Annotated in this window: 16 protein-coding genes; 13 read left to right on the top strand and 3 right to left on the bottom strand. The window is 45.3% G+C overall.

Annotated features, from left to right (window positions below):
- The first annotated feature begins 51 nt into the window (after positions 1-51).
- The 8 genes from gatC to dnaE are packed head-to-tail and all read left to right on the top strand — an operon-like array spanning position 52 to position 8,832.
- The gene (gatC, locus tag LRM48_RS02570; RefSeq protein WP_129631181.1) at positions 52-339 is read left to right on the top strand and encodes an Asp-tRNA(Asn)/Glu-tRNA(Gln) amidotransferase subunit GatC; all 288 of its coding nucleotides are present in this window, start codon (positions 52-54) and stop codon (positions 337-339) included.
- Entirely contained in the window at positions 339-1,709 is a 1,371-nt protein-coding gene (gene gatA, locus LRM48_RS02565) for an Asp-tRNA(Asn)/Glu-tRNA(Gln) amidotransferase subunit GatA (RefSeq protein WP_243812324.1), read from the top strand. Before gatC ends, gatA begins: the two co-directional genes overlap by 1 nt.
- Positions 1,709-2,128 (top strand): hypothetical protein, encoded by a 420-nt coding sequence (locus LRM48_RS02560; protein WP_129744498.1) that lies wholly within the window; start codon positions 1,709-1,711, stop codon positions 2,126-2,128. The genes gatA and LRM48_RS02560 overlap by 1 nt, the downstream gene beginning before the upstream one ends.
- Positions 2,128-3,576, top strand: a complete 1,449-nt coding sequence (gene gatB / locus LRM48_RS02555; RefSeq protein ID WP_129744497.1) for an Asp-tRNA(Asn)/Glu-tRNA(Gln) amidotransferase subunit GatB — start codon at positions 2,128-2,130, stop codon at positions 3,574-3,576. The genes LRM48_RS02560 and gatB overlap by 1 nt, the downstream gene beginning before the upstream one ends.
- A 34-nt stretch (positions 3,577-3,610) precedes the next feature.
- A complete protein-coding gene (locus LRM48_RS02550) occupies positions 3,611-4,504 on the top strand; it encodes a UTP--glucose-1-phosphate uridylyltransferase (RefSeq protein ID WP_243812325.1) in 894 nt (297 codons plus the stop codon).
- A 15-nt stretch (positions 4,505-4,519) separates the two neighbouring features.
- Positions 4,520-4,807, top strand: coding sequence for a hypothetical protein (locus LRM48_RS02545; protein ID WP_243812326.1), 288 nt, complete (start codon positions 4,520-4,522; stop codon positions 4,805-4,807).
- Complete coding sequence (locus LRM48_RS02540; RefSeq protein ID WP_129631163.1) at positions 4,776-5,072, top strand: DUF5665 domain-containing protein; 297 nt, start codon at positions 4,776-4,778, stop codon at positions 5,070-5,072. The genes LRM48_RS02545 and LRM48_RS02540 overlap by 32 nt, the downstream gene beginning before the upstream one ends.
- Positions 5,073-5,091: 19 nt before the next feature.
- Positions 5,092-8,832, top strand: a complete 3,741-nt coding sequence (gene dnaE, locus LRM48_RS02535; protein ID WP_243812327.1) for a DNA polymerase III subunit alpha — start codon at positions 5,092-5,094, stop codon at positions 8,830-8,832.
- A 486-nt stretch (positions 8,833-9,318) separates the two neighbouring features.
- Here dnaE and LRM48_RS02530 read toward each other — a convergent pair whose 3' ends face one another.
- A complete protein-coding gene (locus tag LRM48_RS02530) occupies positions 9,319-9,879 on the bottom strand; it encodes a TrmH family RNA methyltransferase (protein WP_243812328.1) in 561 nt (186 codons plus the stop codon).
- A gap of 51 nt (positions 9,880-9,930) precedes the next feature.
- On the opposite strand from LRM48_RS02530, the gene LRM48_RS02525 reads away from it, so the two are divergent.
- Together LRM48_RS02525 and LRM48_RS02520 are read left to right on the top strand one after the other, a co-directional pair.
- The gene (locus LRM48_RS02525; RefSeq protein ID WP_243803707.1) at positions 9,931-11,553 is read left to right on the top strand and encodes a GspE/PulE family protein; all 1,623 of its coding nucleotides are present in this window, start codon (positions 9,931-9,933) and stop codon (positions 11,551-11,553) included.
- Between the two features lie 37 nt (positions 11,554-11,590).
- Entirely contained in the window at positions 11,591-13,162 is a 1,572-nt protein-coding gene (locus tag LRM48_RS02520; RefSeq protein ID WP_243812329.1) for a hypothetical protein, read from the top strand.
- A gap of 2 nt (positions 13,163-13,164) precedes the next feature.
- Here the strand turns inward: LRM48_RS02520 and LRM48_RS02515 are convergent, their stop codons facing one another.
- On the bottom strand, positions 13,165-14,298 hold the full coding sequence (locus LRM48_RS02515) for an NAD(P)-dependent malic enzyme (protein ID WP_243812330.1): 1,134 nt from the start codon (positions 14,296-14,298) through the stop codon (positions 13,165-13,167).
- Between the two features lie 164 nt (positions 14,299-14,462).
- Between LRM48_RS02515 and rplS the strand changes: the two genes are divergently transcribed.
- The 3 genes from rplS (at position 14,463) to LRM48_RS02500 (ending at position 16,523) form a co-directional block, all read left to right on the top strand.
- Positions 14,463-14,984: a 50S ribosomal protein L19 gene (rplS, locus tag LRM48_RS02510; protein ID WP_426303670.1), complete on the top strand. Its 522-nt coding sequence runs from the start codon at positions 14,463-14,465 to the stop codon at positions 14,982-14,984.
- 68 nt (positions 14,985-15,052) lie between these two features.
- Positions 15,053-15,550, top strand: coding sequence for a hypothetical protein (locus LRM48_RS02505; protein ID WP_243812331.1), 498 nt, complete (start codon positions 15,053-15,055; stop codon positions 15,548-15,550).
- Positions 15,534-16,523: a ribonuclease HII gene (locus tag LRM48_RS02500; RefSeq protein WP_243812332.1), complete on the top strand. Its 990-nt coding sequence runs from the start codon at positions 15,534-15,536 to the stop codon at positions 16,521-16,523. Before LRM48_RS02505 ends, LRM48_RS02500 begins: the two co-directional genes overlap by 17 nt.
- 119 nt (positions 16,524-16,642) lie before the next feature.
- Here the strand turns inward: LRM48_RS02500 and LRM48_RS02495 are convergent, their stop codons facing one another.
- Positions 16,643-17,032, bottom strand: coding sequence for a hypothetical protein (locus LRM48_RS02495; protein WP_243812333.1), 390 nt, complete (start codon positions 17,030-17,032; stop codon positions 16,643-16,645).
- Positions 17,033-17,218 lie beyond the last annotated feature (186 nt).

Here is a 17,218-nt window from a genome sequence, read left to right as displayed (position 1 = left end):
AATAAAGTCGCTCACTTTAGTGGGCGGCTTTTTTAGTGGTATAATATTGATATGATAACTATTTCTACCAGCGATATTCAGCACTTGGCGAGTTTGAGTAGTCTGGCATTGACTGATGACGAAACCGACGGACTGCGCCAAGATTTGGAAAATATAATTGGCTATATTGAGCAGTTGGGCGAGCTTGATGTGTCGGGTGTTGAGCCGACTTATCAAGTTACAGGATTGAGCAATGTTTGGCGCGAGGATGAAGTTCAGGCGGGGATTCCTGTTGAGAAATTGCTCGATTTGGCGCCAGAAAAACAGAATAACCAAGTGAAAGTTCCGCAGGTATTGTAATGAGTAAGATTAGTGATTTTATCGGCAAGAGCGCGGTCGAGAACGTAAAAAAAGCGTTGCGACGAGCGCGTGAAATTGAGGAATATAATGCGCTGCTTAGCTTGACGGAAGAGCGTGCACTGGAGCGAGCAGAAAAAGTTGATGCTGGCGAGATTTCTGGGCGATTGGCGGGCGTGCCATTTGTTGTGAAGGACAATTTTTTGGCGTTTGGTGCGCCAACGACTGCCGCTTCAAAAATGTTAGAAAACTTTAATGCGCCATTACAGGCGACGGCTGTTGAAAAATTGGAAGCGGAAGGTGCGATTTGCATCGGTAAGGCCAACTTGGATGCTTTTGCGCACGGTGGTTCGACGGAAAACTCGGCATTTGGCCCAACGAAGAACGCTGCGGATGAAACGCGAGTTGCTGGTGGATCATCTGGTGGATCAGCGGTGGTTACGGCGCTTGACGTGGTTCCGTTTGCGCTTGGTACAGATACTGGCGGTTCGATTCGTCAGCCAGCCAGCTTTAACGGAGTGGTTGGAATTAAGCCGACTTATGGGGCAGTTAGTCGTTATGGCGTGGTTGCTATGGCGTCAAGCACGGACACAATTGGCTGTTTTGCTACGAATGCTGAAGATACGGACTTGGTGATGGAAATTATGGCTGGTCGCGATGATAAAGATATGACGACTTTGCCTGATTTTTGGAATAGTCAGCCGGAATTTGCAAAGAAAAAAATAGGTCTGGTCAAGCAGTGTATGACCGATGACGTGGATGCGGAAATTCGTCAAAAAACGCTTGATTATGCGGAGAAACTGGAGCAGCTTGGCTACGAAATTGAAGAAGTGGATTTGAGCATGATGAAACATTCCCTGGCGATGTACTACATAATTGTACCGGCGGAATTATCCTCGAATTTGGCGCGATATGACGGCGTGCGATATGGTCATCGAGCGGCGGAAGTAAAGACTTTGGCGGAGCTTTATGGTCGTAGTCGAAATGAAGGATTTATGACCGAGAATAAGCGACGAATCATGATAGGAAGTTTTGTATTGTCAAGCGGATTCTTTGACGCTTACTATATGCGGGCTCAAAAAGCCAGGACGCTGTTGATTGACGAATTTAAGAAGTTATTTACCGAATATGACGCGCTATTGATGCCGGTTGCGCCGACTCCTGCATTTAAGATTGGAGAGAACGCTAGCGATCCGATAAAAATGTATTTGGCGGACATTATGACTGTGCCGGCAAGTTTGGCTGGACTTCCTGCAGTTGCTGCGCCGGCTGGAAATAGCGATGAAGGATTGCCAATTGGTGTGCAGCTTATTGGCGATTACAAGTCGGATAAGAACTTGCTGAAGCTAGTTTCGGAAGTGGAGAAGATTTGATGGACGGATTAATAGTCGCGATAGTTGTTGCGGCGTTGATTATCGGCGCCTTGCTGATGATTTTTATTCAATTGACTTCTCGTGGTCGCGGTCAAATTGACAGGGAAATGTATCAGAGGGTTTGGCGGCAAATTTTGCGCAATGTCGAAACCAGAAAATCGGAAAGTATGCAGATGGCGATAATGAAGGCGGACAAGTTGCTGGACAAAGCTATGCGCGACTGCGGCGTAGCTGGCGAAACGATGGGCGAGCGTATGAAATCTCGCAAGGGATATTGGAGCGATGAAAATGGGCTTTGGGCGGCACATAAATTGCGTAATCAAATTGCCCACGAAACCAACGTAACGGTAACGGCGCAGAGTTTTCGTCGAGCTATGGCGAGTTTTGAACAGGCATTAAAAGATTTGGGAGCATTATAATGAGTGTATATGATGATTATGAAATGACAATTGGTATCGAATGCCACGTTCAGCTGGCGACGAAAACCAAGCTATTTAGCCCGGCCGATAATGACGCTCGTGACGCTGAGCCGAATAGCAAGACGCATCAGATTGACTTTGGTTTGCCGGGGATGTTGCCAGTTTTGAACAAGCACGCCGTTGAGTTGGCGGTTCGCGCTGGAAAAGCCTTGAATTCGCCGATTGCGCACGTTAGCCGATTTGATCGAAAGCATTATTTTTATCCAGATTTGCCAAAGGGCTATCAGACTTCACAGATGTATAATCCGATTATTTTGGCTGGATATGTTGATGCACCACTAGAAGATGGTTCTTTGAAACGTGTGCGAATTGACCATGCTCACATGGAGGAAGATGCTGGTAAATTGACACATCACGACGGCTATTCGTTGGTCGATCTTAACCGCGCTGGCACGCCGCTGATTGAGATTGTTTCTGAGCCAGACATGCATTCGGCTGAGGAGGCTAAAGCTTACGTTTCGGAACTTCATAAATTGATGGTTTACGCGGGTGTAACTTATGGCAATTTGTACCACGGAAATATGCGATTTGATGTTAATATTTCAGTGGCAAAGAAGGGTGCGACAGAGCTTGGAAAGCGCGCAGAAATTAAGAATCTCAATTCCTTCCGCAGTGTCGAGCGAGCCGCTGAGTATGAGTTCAAACGCCAAGTCGATATTTTGGAACGTGGCGAAGAAGTTGTTCAGGAAACCAGAGGCTGGAATGATGACAAGCAAATAACTATTTCTCAGAGGTCAAAGGAGGACGCGCAGGACTATCGTTATATGCCAGACCCAGATATTCCGCCAGTTGTGCTGACTGACGAGGTGATTAATGAAATTCAATCCAAGGTGCCGATGCTTCCGGGTGAATATAGGGAAAAATGGAGCGCGCTAAACTTGGATAAATCTGTTATCAATTCGCTTTTGTCTAATCAGGATTATGCCCAGATTACATTGGAAGTTCAGGAAAAGTCTGGCGAGGCTTCCGCTAAGCGAGTCGCGCATTGGTTTGCGAGTGCATTGACGGCTTCTGACGGGGATGACTCGCAAACGGATAATGAATCTACGCGCGTAGCGGTTGACGATTTGATAGAATTGGCTGAAATGACAGAGAAGTCTGAAGTTTCCAGCACGAACGCGAAGGAGTTATTCAATGAGCTTCTGGCTGGCGCAAAAAATCCGCGTAAGCTTGCCGAAGAGAAGAATTTGTTGCAGGTTTCTGATGAATCGGCGATTGCTGCAATCGTTGACGAAGTTCTGAACGATCCAGCTTCGGCGGCTTCAATTGCAGATATCAAGGCTGGAAAAGATAAGGCTATTGGCTATTTGGTTGGGCAAGTCATGAAGAAGTCTAAGGGGCAAGCCAATCCAAGCCTTGCGCAAAAACTGATTCGCGAGAAACTTTAGAATTGCTGAAATAATAGGGAATAGGAGCTGAAATATGAGAAAACCAACTAAAGCTATCATCGCCGCTGCCGGTTTTGGTACGCGATTTTTGCCGCAAACCAAAGCCATGCCAAAGGAAATGTTGCCGCTGATTGATAAGCCGATTATTCAATACGTCGTCGAGGAGTTAGTTGAGGCTGGTATTAAAGATATCATCATTATCGGTAGCGCGAATAAGCGAGCAATAGAGGATCATTTTGACGAGCCGAATGAGGAGCTTTTGGCTAATTTGCGCGCTGGCGGTCCTAAAAAACAACCGTTCATTGACGCGGTGCAGAATTTAGCTGATATGGCGAACTTTATTTATATTCGCCAGAAGGGCCCGTACGGCAACGCAACGCCTTTGGCTTGTGCCTCGCATTTGATTCATCGTGACGAGCCTGTGATTTACACGTTTGCGGACGACTTTATCGCGGCTAGTCCAAGTCGTTTTAGGCAGATGATCGAGGCGTCAGAAAGCTTAGATGGAGCGGTTCTGTCGTGTAAGAAAATCACCGATGACGCGGAATTTGATCGCTATGGAGTCATCAATGGTCAAGGAGTGAAAGACGGCGTTATAAAAATGACGAATATCGTTGAAAAGCCGGGCAAGGAGAACGCGCCTTCTGATTTGGCTAGCGTCAGTAGCTATTTACTTCCAGGCGAAATTTTCGGCTATTTAGACAAGGCTAAGGAAGAGTTTGACGGCAACGGCGAGTTTACGATTCAGCCAATTATGCAGCAAATGATTGACGACGGATTTGATTTCTATGGCGTAGAAATTACGAACGGCACTTATTATGACACTGGCGACAAATTGGAATATCTAAAAACGGTGATTGACTTTGGATTGCGTGATCCTAATTTTGGTGATAAATTACGTGCTCATCTGGCGGATCGCCTAAAATAATGTATAATAAATAGCATGAACGGATTGCTTATTATTCTAGTGGTTTTGATGGTGATTTTTGTCATCATGATGATCGCTATGACAATTTCTATCATCAAATTAACGCGTCAAATTCGCCAAACCCAGCAGAACGTGGAGGTAATAAGTCAGCGAATTGCTAACTTAAATGGAATCGTAAGTATGGTTTCAATTGGCGTGGAACTAGCCAAAAGCTTCGCTTCAAAGAGCGGATTTTTCTCGAAATTTTTCTCAAAGAAGAAGGTAAAAAAGAGTGAAAAAGTCAGCCAAAGAACAACCAAATAAGTTGGCAAAGAAAATTGTTCGTGATAATGAAAACGACGCTCGTCGGGCGATTTTGGAGGATTTGTTTTTTGATTTTCATAAATCTCGCCACCAGGTCTACTGGGTGAATTTTGTTCGCGGAATTTTCTTTGGCCTTGGAAGTGCTTTGGGTGCGACGTTATTGATTGCGATATTGATTTGGATTTTGGGGCAATTTGCCGACATCTTCCCGCCGTTGGCTGATTTTATCAACCACTTAATTGAGACAATGCAACGCCGTCAATAGCGTGCTATAATTGTTATTAATGACTGAGGGGACAAGCGAACAATCATCGTCGGCGGCTTTGAAGCCGTCAGATTTCGTGCATCTTCATAATCACACTTTTCACTCGGTGCTGGACGGATTGACTAAGATTCATGACTTGGTCGATAAGGTTAAGGAGCTCGGAATGGAGGCTGCCGCCGTAACTGATCACGGCACGATGAGTGGTATTTTGGACTATTACAAGACCGCCAAAAAAGCGGGAATTAAGCCGATTATCGGAATTGAAACTTACGTGGCGACTCGTTCGCGATTTGACCGCGATCCAGGTAAGGACAAGCAGCGTTTTCACTTGACCGTGCTAGCGATGAACAACACGGGCTTCCATAATTTGATGAAGTTGTCGACGCGCGCCAATCTGGAGGGAATGTATTATAAGCCGCGAATTGACCATGATTTGTTGGAGGAGTTGAATGAGGGGCTGATTGTTCTGAGCGGTTGTGCGAGCGGTGAAATTGGCGTGGCGCTGAAAGAAGATGATTATGATCGCGCTCGTGAGATTGCCAAATGGTATAAGTCAATTTTGGGCGATCGTTATTATTTGGAGCTGCAGGACCACGGACATCCGAAGTCGAACACGCACTGGGACGTGCAGGCGAAGATTAACGAGGGCTTGATTAAGCTTTCAAAAGAGCTTGGTATTGAAATGGTGGTGACTTGTGATGGTCACTATTTGACACACGAATATCAAGACGCGCACGAGATTCTGCTTTGTGTTGGGACGGGTTCGTATCTCAGTGATGAAAAGAGAATGAGCTTGAAGGATTTTGAGCTACACTTGACAGATCCGCGCGATATTATTGATCACTGGGGCGAGGAATTTCCTGAAGTTATTCGCAACACGAAAAAAATAGCTGATCGATGCGACGTTGAGATTGAGCTTGGGCGAATTCTTATTCCAAAATATCCATTACCAGACGGCGAGAATGAACATTCGTATCTGCTTAGATTGACATATCAAGGTTTGCTACAACGTTATAATGGAGCTTCGAAGGAGGAGGCTGAAAAATTAGACCCTGACGAGATTATTCCGAAGCTGTCTGATGAGGTTCGTGAGCGCGCTGAGATGGAGCTTGGCGTGATGGGTAATATGGGCTATGAAGGTTATTTCTTGATCGTCCAGGATTTTATCAACTGGGGAAAGTCGCAGGGAATTGTTTTTGGTCCAGGGCGCGGTAGTGCGGCTGGTTCGATTGTTGCGTACGCATTGAACATTACAGATCTTGATCCGCTGAAATATGGACTACTGTTTGAGAGATTCCTGAATCCTGATCGTATTTCTATGCCCGACATCGACGTTGATATTCAGGATACGCGCCGCGACGAAGTGATTGAATATTGTGCGAAAAAATATGGCGAGGATCATGTCAGTAATATTGCAACGTTCGGCAAGATGTTTGGTCGTATGGCAGTGCGTGACGTTGCCAGGGTTTTGGAAGTTCCGTACGCTGAGAGCGACCGCTTGGCGAAGTTAGTCCCGCCGCCAAACCAGGGGCGTCATATTCCGCTATCTGTGAGTATTAAAGAGGATGCTGATCTTCGGAATGAGTATGAAAATAATCCGACTGCAAAGGAAGTTTTGGATTATGCAATTCAGCTGGAAGGAACGATCCGTAGCCACGGCGTTCATGCTTGTGGCGTGGTGATTGCGCCAGATACATTGGCTAACTATATTCCGCTTGAAATGGCGCAAAAGGGTGTGGTGGCAACTCAATTCCCGATGGGTGAAGTTGAAGAGTTGGGTCTATTGAAGATGGACTTCTTGGGGCTTTCGAACCTTACGATTATTAATAACGCCATGAGGATTATCCGAAAAGCTTACAAGAAAGAAATTAATCTTTCGGAGCTGCCTCTTGATGACAAAAAGACCTATGAGCTGTTTCAGCGCGGCGACACGACTGGCGTGTTCCAGTTGGAATCGGCGGGAATGAAACGGTATTTGCGCGGACTGAAGCCGACTACATTCGAAGATATTATTGCTATGGTGGCCCTTTATCGTCCGGGCCCAATGCAGTTTATTGACAGCTTTATTAGGCGTAAACACGGCGAGGAAGAAATAACTTATTTGCATTCCGGAATGAAAAACTCGCTGAAAAATACTTACGGAATTTTGGTCTATCAGGAACAGTTTATGCAGATTTCTAAGGAATGGTGTGGATTTACTGGCGGTCAGGCCGACACATTGCGAAAGGCTGTTGGTAAGAAAAAAATTGACTTGATGAAAAAGGTCAAGCCTGAATTTGTCGAGGGTGCGGTTAAAGTTGGTGGTGCAACTAAGGAAATTGCGGAAACTTTCTGGACTCAGTTGGAAGAATTCGCTAACTATTGTTTCAATAAGTCGCACGCCGCTTGTTATGGTTTGATTGCTTATTGGACGGCTTATTTGAAAGCGCATTATCCTGACGCATTTATGGCGGCGCTTATGACTAGCGACCATGATGACACTGATCGTCTGGCAATTGAAATCACCGAATGTAAGCACATGGGAATTAGCGTGTTGAGCCCTGATGTAAACGAGTCATTCGTTGAGTTTGCAGTGGTGCCGAATGAGAATAAAATTCGCTTCGGAATGTCGGCGGTGAAGGGCGTTGGTGTTGGTGCGGTCGAGGAAGTTCTGCGAGCGCGCGAGGAGGGTGTGTTCTTGTCGGTGGAAGATTTTGCCAAGCGTGTTTCAACCAGCAAGTTCAATAGAAAAGCCTGGGAGTCGCTTATTAAGTCTGGTGCATTTGATGATATGGGCGATCGATCTGATTTGCTGTTCAACCTGGATTCTATTACGTCATTTGCGTCCAAGCTCCAAAAAGAAGCCGCCAGCGGGCAGACCAATTTGTTTGGAATGCTGGGCGGCGATGACGCAGCGAGTGTCCAATCGACTCTTCATCTCCAGAAGGCTCCCGTGAAACACGACGACAAAGAGCGCTTGATGTGGGAGCGAGAATTGTTGGGGTTGTATATCTCGGCGCATCCGCTTGATAGGTATGAAACGTATTTGAGCGAGCAAACTCAACCATTGACGCAACTAGTTCCTGAATACGACAGTCGAATGATGACGGTCGGGGGAATTATTAGCACGGTTCGTACAATTGTCACAAAAAGCGGTTCAAAAATGGCGTTTGTGGGAATTGAGGATAAGTTCGGCGAGGGTGAGATAATTGTTTTTCCAAATCTGTATGAGAAAGTTGGCGCTAAGCTGGTTCAGGACGCGGTGATTCGAGTTTCTGGTAAAAATTCAGCGCGAGATCGTGACGGAAATTTGGGCAATGAAAGTAAACTAATTGCCGATGATATTATTGCGATTACGGATAACGATATCAATGGCTATGAGTCGACTGGCCGTAAAATGGATGCGCCAAAAATTAGCGCTGCCGTAAAAAAAGAGCGCCGTGAAGCTTATCGTAATCAGAAAAATGGAGTTTCTCCGAAGTCTGCCGTAAAGAATGACGCCACCAAACCGCAGTCAAAAGCTCATTCGACGCCTGTTAATGTTGCGCCAGAAATTCCCGCTTCAAAGTTATTTGTGTATATTAAAGATCCGAATGACCATTCGCGGTTAGTGAAAATGAAGTCTGTTTGTGGTGAGAATGCCGGCACGACTGACGTGGTTTTGGTGCTGGGCGAGAAAGAAAAATCAGCCATGCGTCTGCCGTTTAAGGTGGATGCTAATGACAATTTATTAAGCCAATTAAAAAACACTCTGGGTGAAGAGTGTGTAGTTATAAAGTGATAGTTAGCCCGCTGACAGAGGCCTCGGCCGGAGCCGGTTGCTCTGGCGGGCTAACTATCTGTCAGCGGGACTTGTCCCGCAGTTTTTTGTGCTCTTCAATACAGCCCTTGTGATAAAGGATTGTGTATGTGAGAGCCATCACACAGCAATATATGTATATCACTGCCGTGTGGTGTGTTGGGCGATGAGGCGATTCCTTCACCATGTAGTAGGCGAAGAAAAGTAACAGCCATGCCGCTGAGGCGATGGCTAGCGTATGTGCCTTTAGACTAACGCCCGAAGGTGATGCATAGGCGTACCACGCGATGTACATGGTTGCCAGTATTGCTACTAAGAAGATGTTGTCAAATGACATCTCTTCTCCTTCTCTTTTCTGTAGGGACTACTTTCTCTGAGGGATTTCAAAGAAAGCTCATACAAATATAACACATATAGTTAATAAAGTCAATAAGCAGACTTGAGGAATTTATTTATGTGTTGTTGAGATTATTTCGTTCTCGGGAAAATCAGTCCAAATAGCGCAATTCCTGTTGCGACCGACACGTTGAATGATTCTTTTTGACCGAACATCGGGATTTCTACGGTGAAATCGCAGTTATCCAAAAGCTCCGGCGTGATTCCGTGGACTTCTTCTCCGAGTAGCAGCGCAAATTTTTCAGGCGGCTGAAATTCTGGCAACATCACACTATCTTTCGATTGCTCCAGCGCGATAATTGGCAAGTTTTCTGTTCGCTGATTTTCTTTAATCCAATCGTTGATATCTTCATAAAACTCAAATGGCACCAAACTCTCCGCGCCTAAGGCTGTTTTATGAATTTGGCTGGTGATTTTTTCGCGAATATGCGGCAGGCGAGGATCTTCAGATCGAATTTCTCCATCGACAAGCGCACAAGCAGGCGCCTTGCTACATAAACTCAATTCTGGATACGGCGTGTAGCCACTAAGAATAATCTTTTTTACGCCAAATCCTTCGGCCGTGCGGAAAATTGCCCCAACATTATGCGTTGAGCGAATATTGTGGACTAACAGAGTAATTTCTGGATTCATATCACTATTATATCACTCGTCAAACCGTAAGCTTTTTGGTATAATTTTCATATGGACGAAGATAAAATTCAGGCGCGACGCCGTGAGCAAGATGAGGAAGCTACTCGTCGTCGAGCGTCAATTTTAGGACTTCAATATCTTGACGGGCGGGAATTTGAAGAAACTTTACCTTTGCTTAAGGGTGTTTTGACGATAGAAGAAATGTATAAGGGTCGGCTGGTCCCGTTAGCCTTTAACGAGGAAGACCAATCTTATCGATTTGGCGTTACGTCGCAAACTTCTGAGTCGTTGATGAAGCGGATGCGAGATCAGTATGTTGAAAACGGCAAGCGAATCTTCTTTTTCTTAATTTCTGGTTCAGCGTTTCGGTCAATTATGCTCAGGTTTGATCCGCCGAAAAAAGTGATTTACGACAATATTGAAATTGCCAAGGAGGGTGATAGCGATACTCTAGCACAGGTTACTCAGACTTTGGCTTCCGTGGGCACAAATGACGTGTTTAATTATTTGATTGACCAAGCGGATTTGTTGGGTGCGTCGGATATTCACATCGAAAATCAGCGCGAATCGATTCGAATTCGTATGCGTGTTGACGGAGCTCTACATACGGTGGCGGAACTTAGCAGAGATAGATATCGAGTGATTATGGCGACTTTGGCGTCGCGCGCAAATATCTCTACCGCTTCCAGAGAGCCTCAATCTGGGCATATGCAACAGGAAATTCATAGAGACGGCGCATCGCATGTGCTGAATTTGCGCGTGGAAGCCGTGATGACGGTGTATGGTTTGGATCTGGTGCTTCGATTGTTCAATTTCGATGAGTCGATGTTGAACTTGGATCTATTGAGCATTTCAAAGAAAGAGCGTGAGCAAATTGATGAAGTTATTTCTCATCCGCGAGGGATGTTGTTGATGGTTGGTCCTACTGGTTCGGGAAAGTCTACGACGTTATATAGCATTCTTAATGCTCTTAATACGCCAGATCGAAAGATTATCACGCTGGAAGATCCTGTAGAAAATACGATTCCTGGGATTGCTCAGATTCCAATTGATACGACAAATGGACAGAGGTTTGCTGATGGTTTGCGTAGTGTTTTGCGTCTTGATCCAGACGTGGTGATGGTTGGTGAGATTCGCGACAATGAAACTGCGAAGACTGCGATTCAGGCGTCAATTACGGGACATTTGGTGTTGTCTAGCTTTCACGCCAATTCGACTGCGGCGGCGTTTAGTCGCATGATCGATATGATTGGGCAAAACCCGATTTTTAGCTCGGCGGTTCGGCTGGTGATTGCTCAGCGACTGGTGAGGAGATTGTGGGATGATAGCAAGGAAGAATATGAGCCAGATGAGGCGACTCGCAAGTGGGTGAAAGAAGTCTTGAAGGATCTGCCAGAGAATGTTGATTGCCCAGATTTGGATACGTTTAAGCTTTGGCGTGCGGTGCCGACAGACGACGTGCCGTTCGGTTACAAGGGGCGAATTCCGGTAATGGAGCAGTTGGTTGTGAGCGAGAATATTCAGAAATTCTTGCGCGGTGACGTTGAGGATGTTCACACGGAAGCGATTGAAAAGGCTGCAAAAGAAGACGGTATGGTGACGCTACTTCAGGCTGGCGTGCTGGCGGCTCTTCGTGGCGAAACAACATTAGAAGAAGTTAACAGGGTAATATAATTGACTTTATAGCCATAAACTGATAAAATATTAGTTTATGAGCGAAATTCCGGAGCACTCTTATTACGATGGTGAACTTTCAGAGTCTGAGAAAGACTCTGTCTGTGAAATTTTTGGTACTGTTATCAATTTCCTTGAATGTATATATGAAGACGTTCCTAAAGACTCATCTATGTTTAAGGACTTGGTTGAGAAATATAAGCCTGTAATTGATATGCTTAAGCAGGCTAGGGATGTGTACGGCCAGTCTCCTGAGTATTTGGAGGTGTGCTATGATTTTGACGAAGTGAGCTCTCGGTTAAGAGAGGAATTTAATAAGGAATATAAAACCTCGCTCGATGCTTTTATATCGTCGTTAGATAAAATTTTTCCCGCTAAAATAGCGGAAGTTAATGTTCCGAAATACTGCAATCTTGAAGGATATAAAATTCCTACAGTAAAGAAATTTCAGAGGAATAACAATCTCAGCCCAGATGATGCCGACTCTGGATATATGCAACTCACATTAGAAACTAAGCGGTTTGTGATTGATAGGATTTATAAAAAAGGCAGCACTTCTTCGTCTGTAGAATTTGGATTAAGCCGACCTGAATACGATCCAGTCTGCAAAAAGACACATCACTTGGTTGATCTATTGGCAAATTTTTCAATACTTAAAGCTGATGAGCTTGAGGCGATGTCTGGGAATGAAAGTGGTGCGCGTATGGAGCGCATTGAAGCCTTCTTTAATTATGAAAGAGACCTGGAGTTGGCGAAAACCATACTCGACTATGCAGACGGGATGAGAGATCTGGACGAGGAGTTGTTGGCTCGTGAATATACGGAAATTGTATTTGAGGAAAATCGTCCGAATGTACAGACTTTTGCCAAATCTGTGGTGGAAGAAAAAATGAAGTCAATTCTAGAAGGCGAGCTAAAGGTTCTTTCTGAAAAATTCACAACTTACAAAGTGGCGCCTGAAATTGCGAGTAAATCTTTGAGAAAAGCCACTAAGAAGAAAAGGTCAAATAAACCGAAGCCAACAATCGAAAATGGCGATTCTCAGCCGGTGAAAATTGGATTGAAGGCGGGAGATACTGTGGCGCTTGACGGCGAGACGTTTCCGTGGCTTAAAGAAAATTCTATTGTGAACGTACTGCATATTGAGCGTGGTGGTGACGGTACTGTGGTCGCAGTAGTTGACGCGCGCACTGAAGAGGCTAAAAAGGTCGAGCATAAAATGACTGGATACGAAAACGACGAGAAAAAGCGGGACATTCTACCTATTATTAAGGACAAATTAACTATGACTGCTAAATGTGTAGCAACTTCAGAAGATAAGTCTGTCGGTTTGCCAATTGGCTTAAATAACAGATTAAAAGAGCTTTATCCGTTTATAATTTACGCCTGGAAAGATCAAACACATAACGCCAAGAGGGTCTATATGTCAAAAGTCAGCATTGAAGATATGCCCAATGAAAGTGAGGCTAAAAAATCTCTTCAGGAAGTTGGGGTGACTGAAATAGTGCTATTTTTAGGAGCTTGTGACAAGCAAAACCAGGAGTCGTTAGTAGCTCTGTTTATAGATGGCGACTCTCGTGATGCAGCTAAATACGGTGCTGGTGTTTAGGCTTATCTAATGACATTCGCAACGGCTTCAACAACACCCTCATCAAATGCAGTTGGGACGACTTTATCGACGGTTGGATTTTCAACCAAGTTAGCTAGCGCTTCAGCGGCCGCCAATTTGTGCTGGTCGGTGATTTTCTTAACTCCGTGATCTAATGCGCCGCGGAAAATTCCAGGGAATGCCAGGGAGTTGTTGACTTGGTTTGGAAAATCGCTACGACCCGTGCCGATGATTGCGACACCGGCTTCTTTGGCGACATCTGGCATAATCTCTGGAACAGGATTTGCTAGTGCGAATACGATTGGATCTTTCGCCATTTTTTTGACTAATTCTGGAGTGAGAAGTCCTGCGCGTGATACGCCGATGAATACGTCCGCGTCGGTGATGGCGTCTTCAATTGAGCCAGATTGTGATGCATCGACGTATTCCAATAGCGCGGTTTTTTCAGCGTTCAAATCTGTGCGTGATTTTCCGACAATTCCTCGACTATCCACCGCTACGATGTTTTTTGCTCCGTAAAGATTTAACAATTTGATGATTGCTGTGCCAGCTGCGCCTGCGCCGATGACCACGAATTTGCAATCCGCCAGGTTTCGTCCTGTTAATTTTGCGGCGTTAATTAAGCCCGCCAACACAACGACAGCCGTGCCGTGTTGATCGTCGTGGAAGACTGGAATATCTAATTCTGCCTTCAATCGTTCTTCAATTTCAAAGCATTTTGGTGCGGCAATGTCTTCGAGGTTGATGGCGCCGAAGCTTGGCGCGATGGCTTTAACTGTGGCAATAATTTCTTCTGGCTCGTGAACGTCTAGCACAATTGGCACGGCGTCGACATCGGCGAAATGCTTAAATAGCAAAGCTTTTCCTTCCATAACTGGCATGGCGGCTTTTGGTCCCAAATTACCTAAGCCCAAAATTGCTGAGCCGTCTGAGATTACGGCGACTAAATTGTTTGTCCAAGTGTATTTTGGCAAATCGGCTGGATTTTCGGCAATTGCTTGGCTGACTGCGCCGACGCCAGGGCTGTAATAAGCGCTAAGCTTGTCGCGATTAAGCTCCTCTTTATCTCTGAGGCTAGTCGTAATTTTACCTTTGTATTTTTCGTGTAGTTCGAGTGCTAATTTATTGTAATCCATAACTATATTATACTCCAATTTTATTTAATTGATATTTCTTTAGATTTGTGTTATTATCTTATGTAATTGTACGAGAGTTAAATATTCGAGCCTTGTTTGACGTGGAGCCGCAGAGGTACAACTGCGTGGCCAGTCGGAGCGAGTTCGGAAGATAGGAAAAAATTATGAGTTTTGAGTTAATCAACAAAATCAACCAAGCACAAAAAAAGCAAGCAGTTGTCGATGCTCGCAGTGGTGACACAGTTCGCGTTTACCAGAAAATTAAGGAAGGCAACAAAGAGCGTATTCAGATGTTCGAGGGTGTTGTTATCCGCACCGATAATAAAAAATCACACACATCACGCATTACGGTTCGAAAGATTGCTTCAGGCGTTGGCGTTGAAAAATCATTTTTGATGCACAGTCCACTGATTGAGAAGATTGAGATTGTTCGTCGTGCTAAGGTTCGTCGCAAGTTCTTAAGCTTCCTTCGCCGGCGTAGCGGTAAGTCAGCTCGATTGACGGCTAAGAATTTCGATCGCGTTGCTGTTAATGATATTCATGACGTTAAGGCAGAAGCGGAAGCTGAACGCTTGAAGGAAGAGGCTGCTCAGGCTGCTGCTGCAAAACAAGCTGAAAAAGATGCCGCTCAGGCTGAACTTGACGCTAAGGCTGCTGAAGTTGCAGCTCGCCATAAAGACGCGTAATTGTCAATTGGTTAATCGTTAAAACCGTCTCTTAATCTGAGGCGGTTTTCTCATGTTATAATCTCAATATGGCAATATTTCATTATATATCTGTCCTTGTTCCGACAACTTTGGCTGTGGCGACGCCTTACGCTTTGAGAAGAAACGGCTTTGATAATGAGAAAAAATATCGCTGGCTACTTTACGCAGCGTGCCTGTTGTTTTTCGTATCTTGGTATTTGCCATCGCCGTTAATTGACGGACAGGACACTAGTTTTACGACGCACTTTGTGGGCGGTGGGCTATTTACAGGACTATTCTGGGCGTATTTGGTTTCGTCGATGAAATGGCGAGCGCATTGGCTGGTGATGGCGTTTTCAGTCTTCGCTTTAGTTTCGGCGCTGGGTTGTATTAATGAGTTGGCGGAATTATTTATGGTCAAGGCAGGTTTGGCGAGCATAAAATTGGACGACACGAATTGGGATATTTTGGCGAATACATTAGGCGCGGCAACAATTTGGATTGGCTGGATTATTGCTGATTTTATGACGAAAAAGGGAAGATTGTCGGGTGATTCTGGGGATTGATGAAGTCGGGCGCGGCGCGTGGGCTGGACCGTTGGTGATTGGCGCGGTGGTTTTGGGTGGCGCTGAAATTGAAGGGCTTGATGATAGTAAAAAATTGACCAAAAAACGACGTGAATTACTTGATGAGGAAATTCGCGAGCAAGCGTCGGCTTGGGCGCTGGGTTGGGTTTCTGCTGAGGAGCTGGATGAAATAGGAATGAGCGAGGCGCTTAAATTGGCAACGCGGCGTGCAGTCAAAGAAATTCAAGCGAAATGTCAGAAAAGCGGCTCGAAGTTTGATGATATTATTATCGATGGGACGGTCAATTTTTTGGCGGGTACACCGCTAGAAAAGTATGTAACAATTATAGCGAAAGCCGACGGTCTGATTCCGAGTGTTTCGGCGGCGTCGATTATTGCTAAGGTGGCTCGTGATAAATTTATGGCGGAGCAGGATAATATTTATTCGGGATATGATTTTTCTTCGCACGTTGGTTATGGAGTGGCGAAGCATCGAGCGGCTATTGATAATCTGGGCGTAACTCCGCTACATCGGTTGAGTTTTGCGCCGTTGGCTAAATATGCTAATACTGGGGCGAATTCGCAAAATGCGTCTGACGATAGAAAATCTAAAAACCAGCAAAAAGACACGACGCGTCAAATTGGCGATAAGGGTGAGCAAGCGGCGGCGGATTGGTTGGTGGCTGATGGTCATGAGATTATAGAGCGGAATTGGCGGACGCGATATTGTGAAATTGATATTGTTAGTAAAAAAGATAATGTTTTATATTTTACAGAGGTCAAATATCGTAAAAATGACAATTTCGGCGATGGCTTGGCGGCAATTACAAATAAAAAACAGCAGCAAATGCGTTTTTCTGCAGAGATGTTCATTGCCAAAAATGCGCAGTATGAAGGCTGCGATATGCAAATGCTGGCAATTTCTGTTGATGGAAATCCGCCCGTAGTTGAAGAGTGTATGGTGTTGGAATAAATTGTTCGCTTTCGTCGTTTCCGACTCATCAGCATAGACACGCATCTATGGAGCGAACATGACAAGTGAGAGAGTTGGGAGTCTCTACAGACTCGCCATGTTCGCGAGGTTATTGCCTGCTACTCCTGTTTGTCGGAGAAGTAGACAACAATGTAGGGATCGGGAGTAGCTACCCACGGGTTGGGTTCTGTGTAGTTGAACTCAACGCTATGAATCGTCTCTTCGAGGCTCTTGAGCCTCTCAAGGAGTGCCTCGCGACAGCTGTGGCTGTCTGCGACTGCCTGGGTGATTAGGCGGTTGTAATCATAGACACAGATCGTGTCCGGAAGTTCACCTTTCGCAAGGTATTCATCGATAGTTGCCTCCTCGACTTCCTTGCAGAACTCAGGGATCCCCTCTTCGAAGAAACGGGAGACCTCATTTTTTCTGAGTGTCTCCATCCTCTCTTCTGTCTTTTTGAGGTTGGCAGCCCTCTTTGCCTTGACTTCGGGGGTGATGAACGTAGACATTGCAGTACCTTCTCCTCATCTGGGCAAACGCCCGTGCTGTAAGCACTGATCAACGCCCGGATGGCGCGACCGAAGATGAGGTTTCGGGATACTTCTTAAAATATCACAAAATCTCACCTTCGGCTTATAAACTCTCTCAACTTGTCAAGGTGCGCTTTCGGACAAAACATTTGTTCCGTCAACAAA

The sequence above is a fragment of the Candidatus Nanosynbacter sp. TM7-008 genome (assembly GCF_022828245.2).
GTDB lineage: Bacteria > Patescibacteriota > Saccharimonadia > Saccharimonadales > Saccharimonadaceae > Nanosynbacter.
This window is presented reverse-complemented; position numbering and strand designations above follow the sequence as displayed.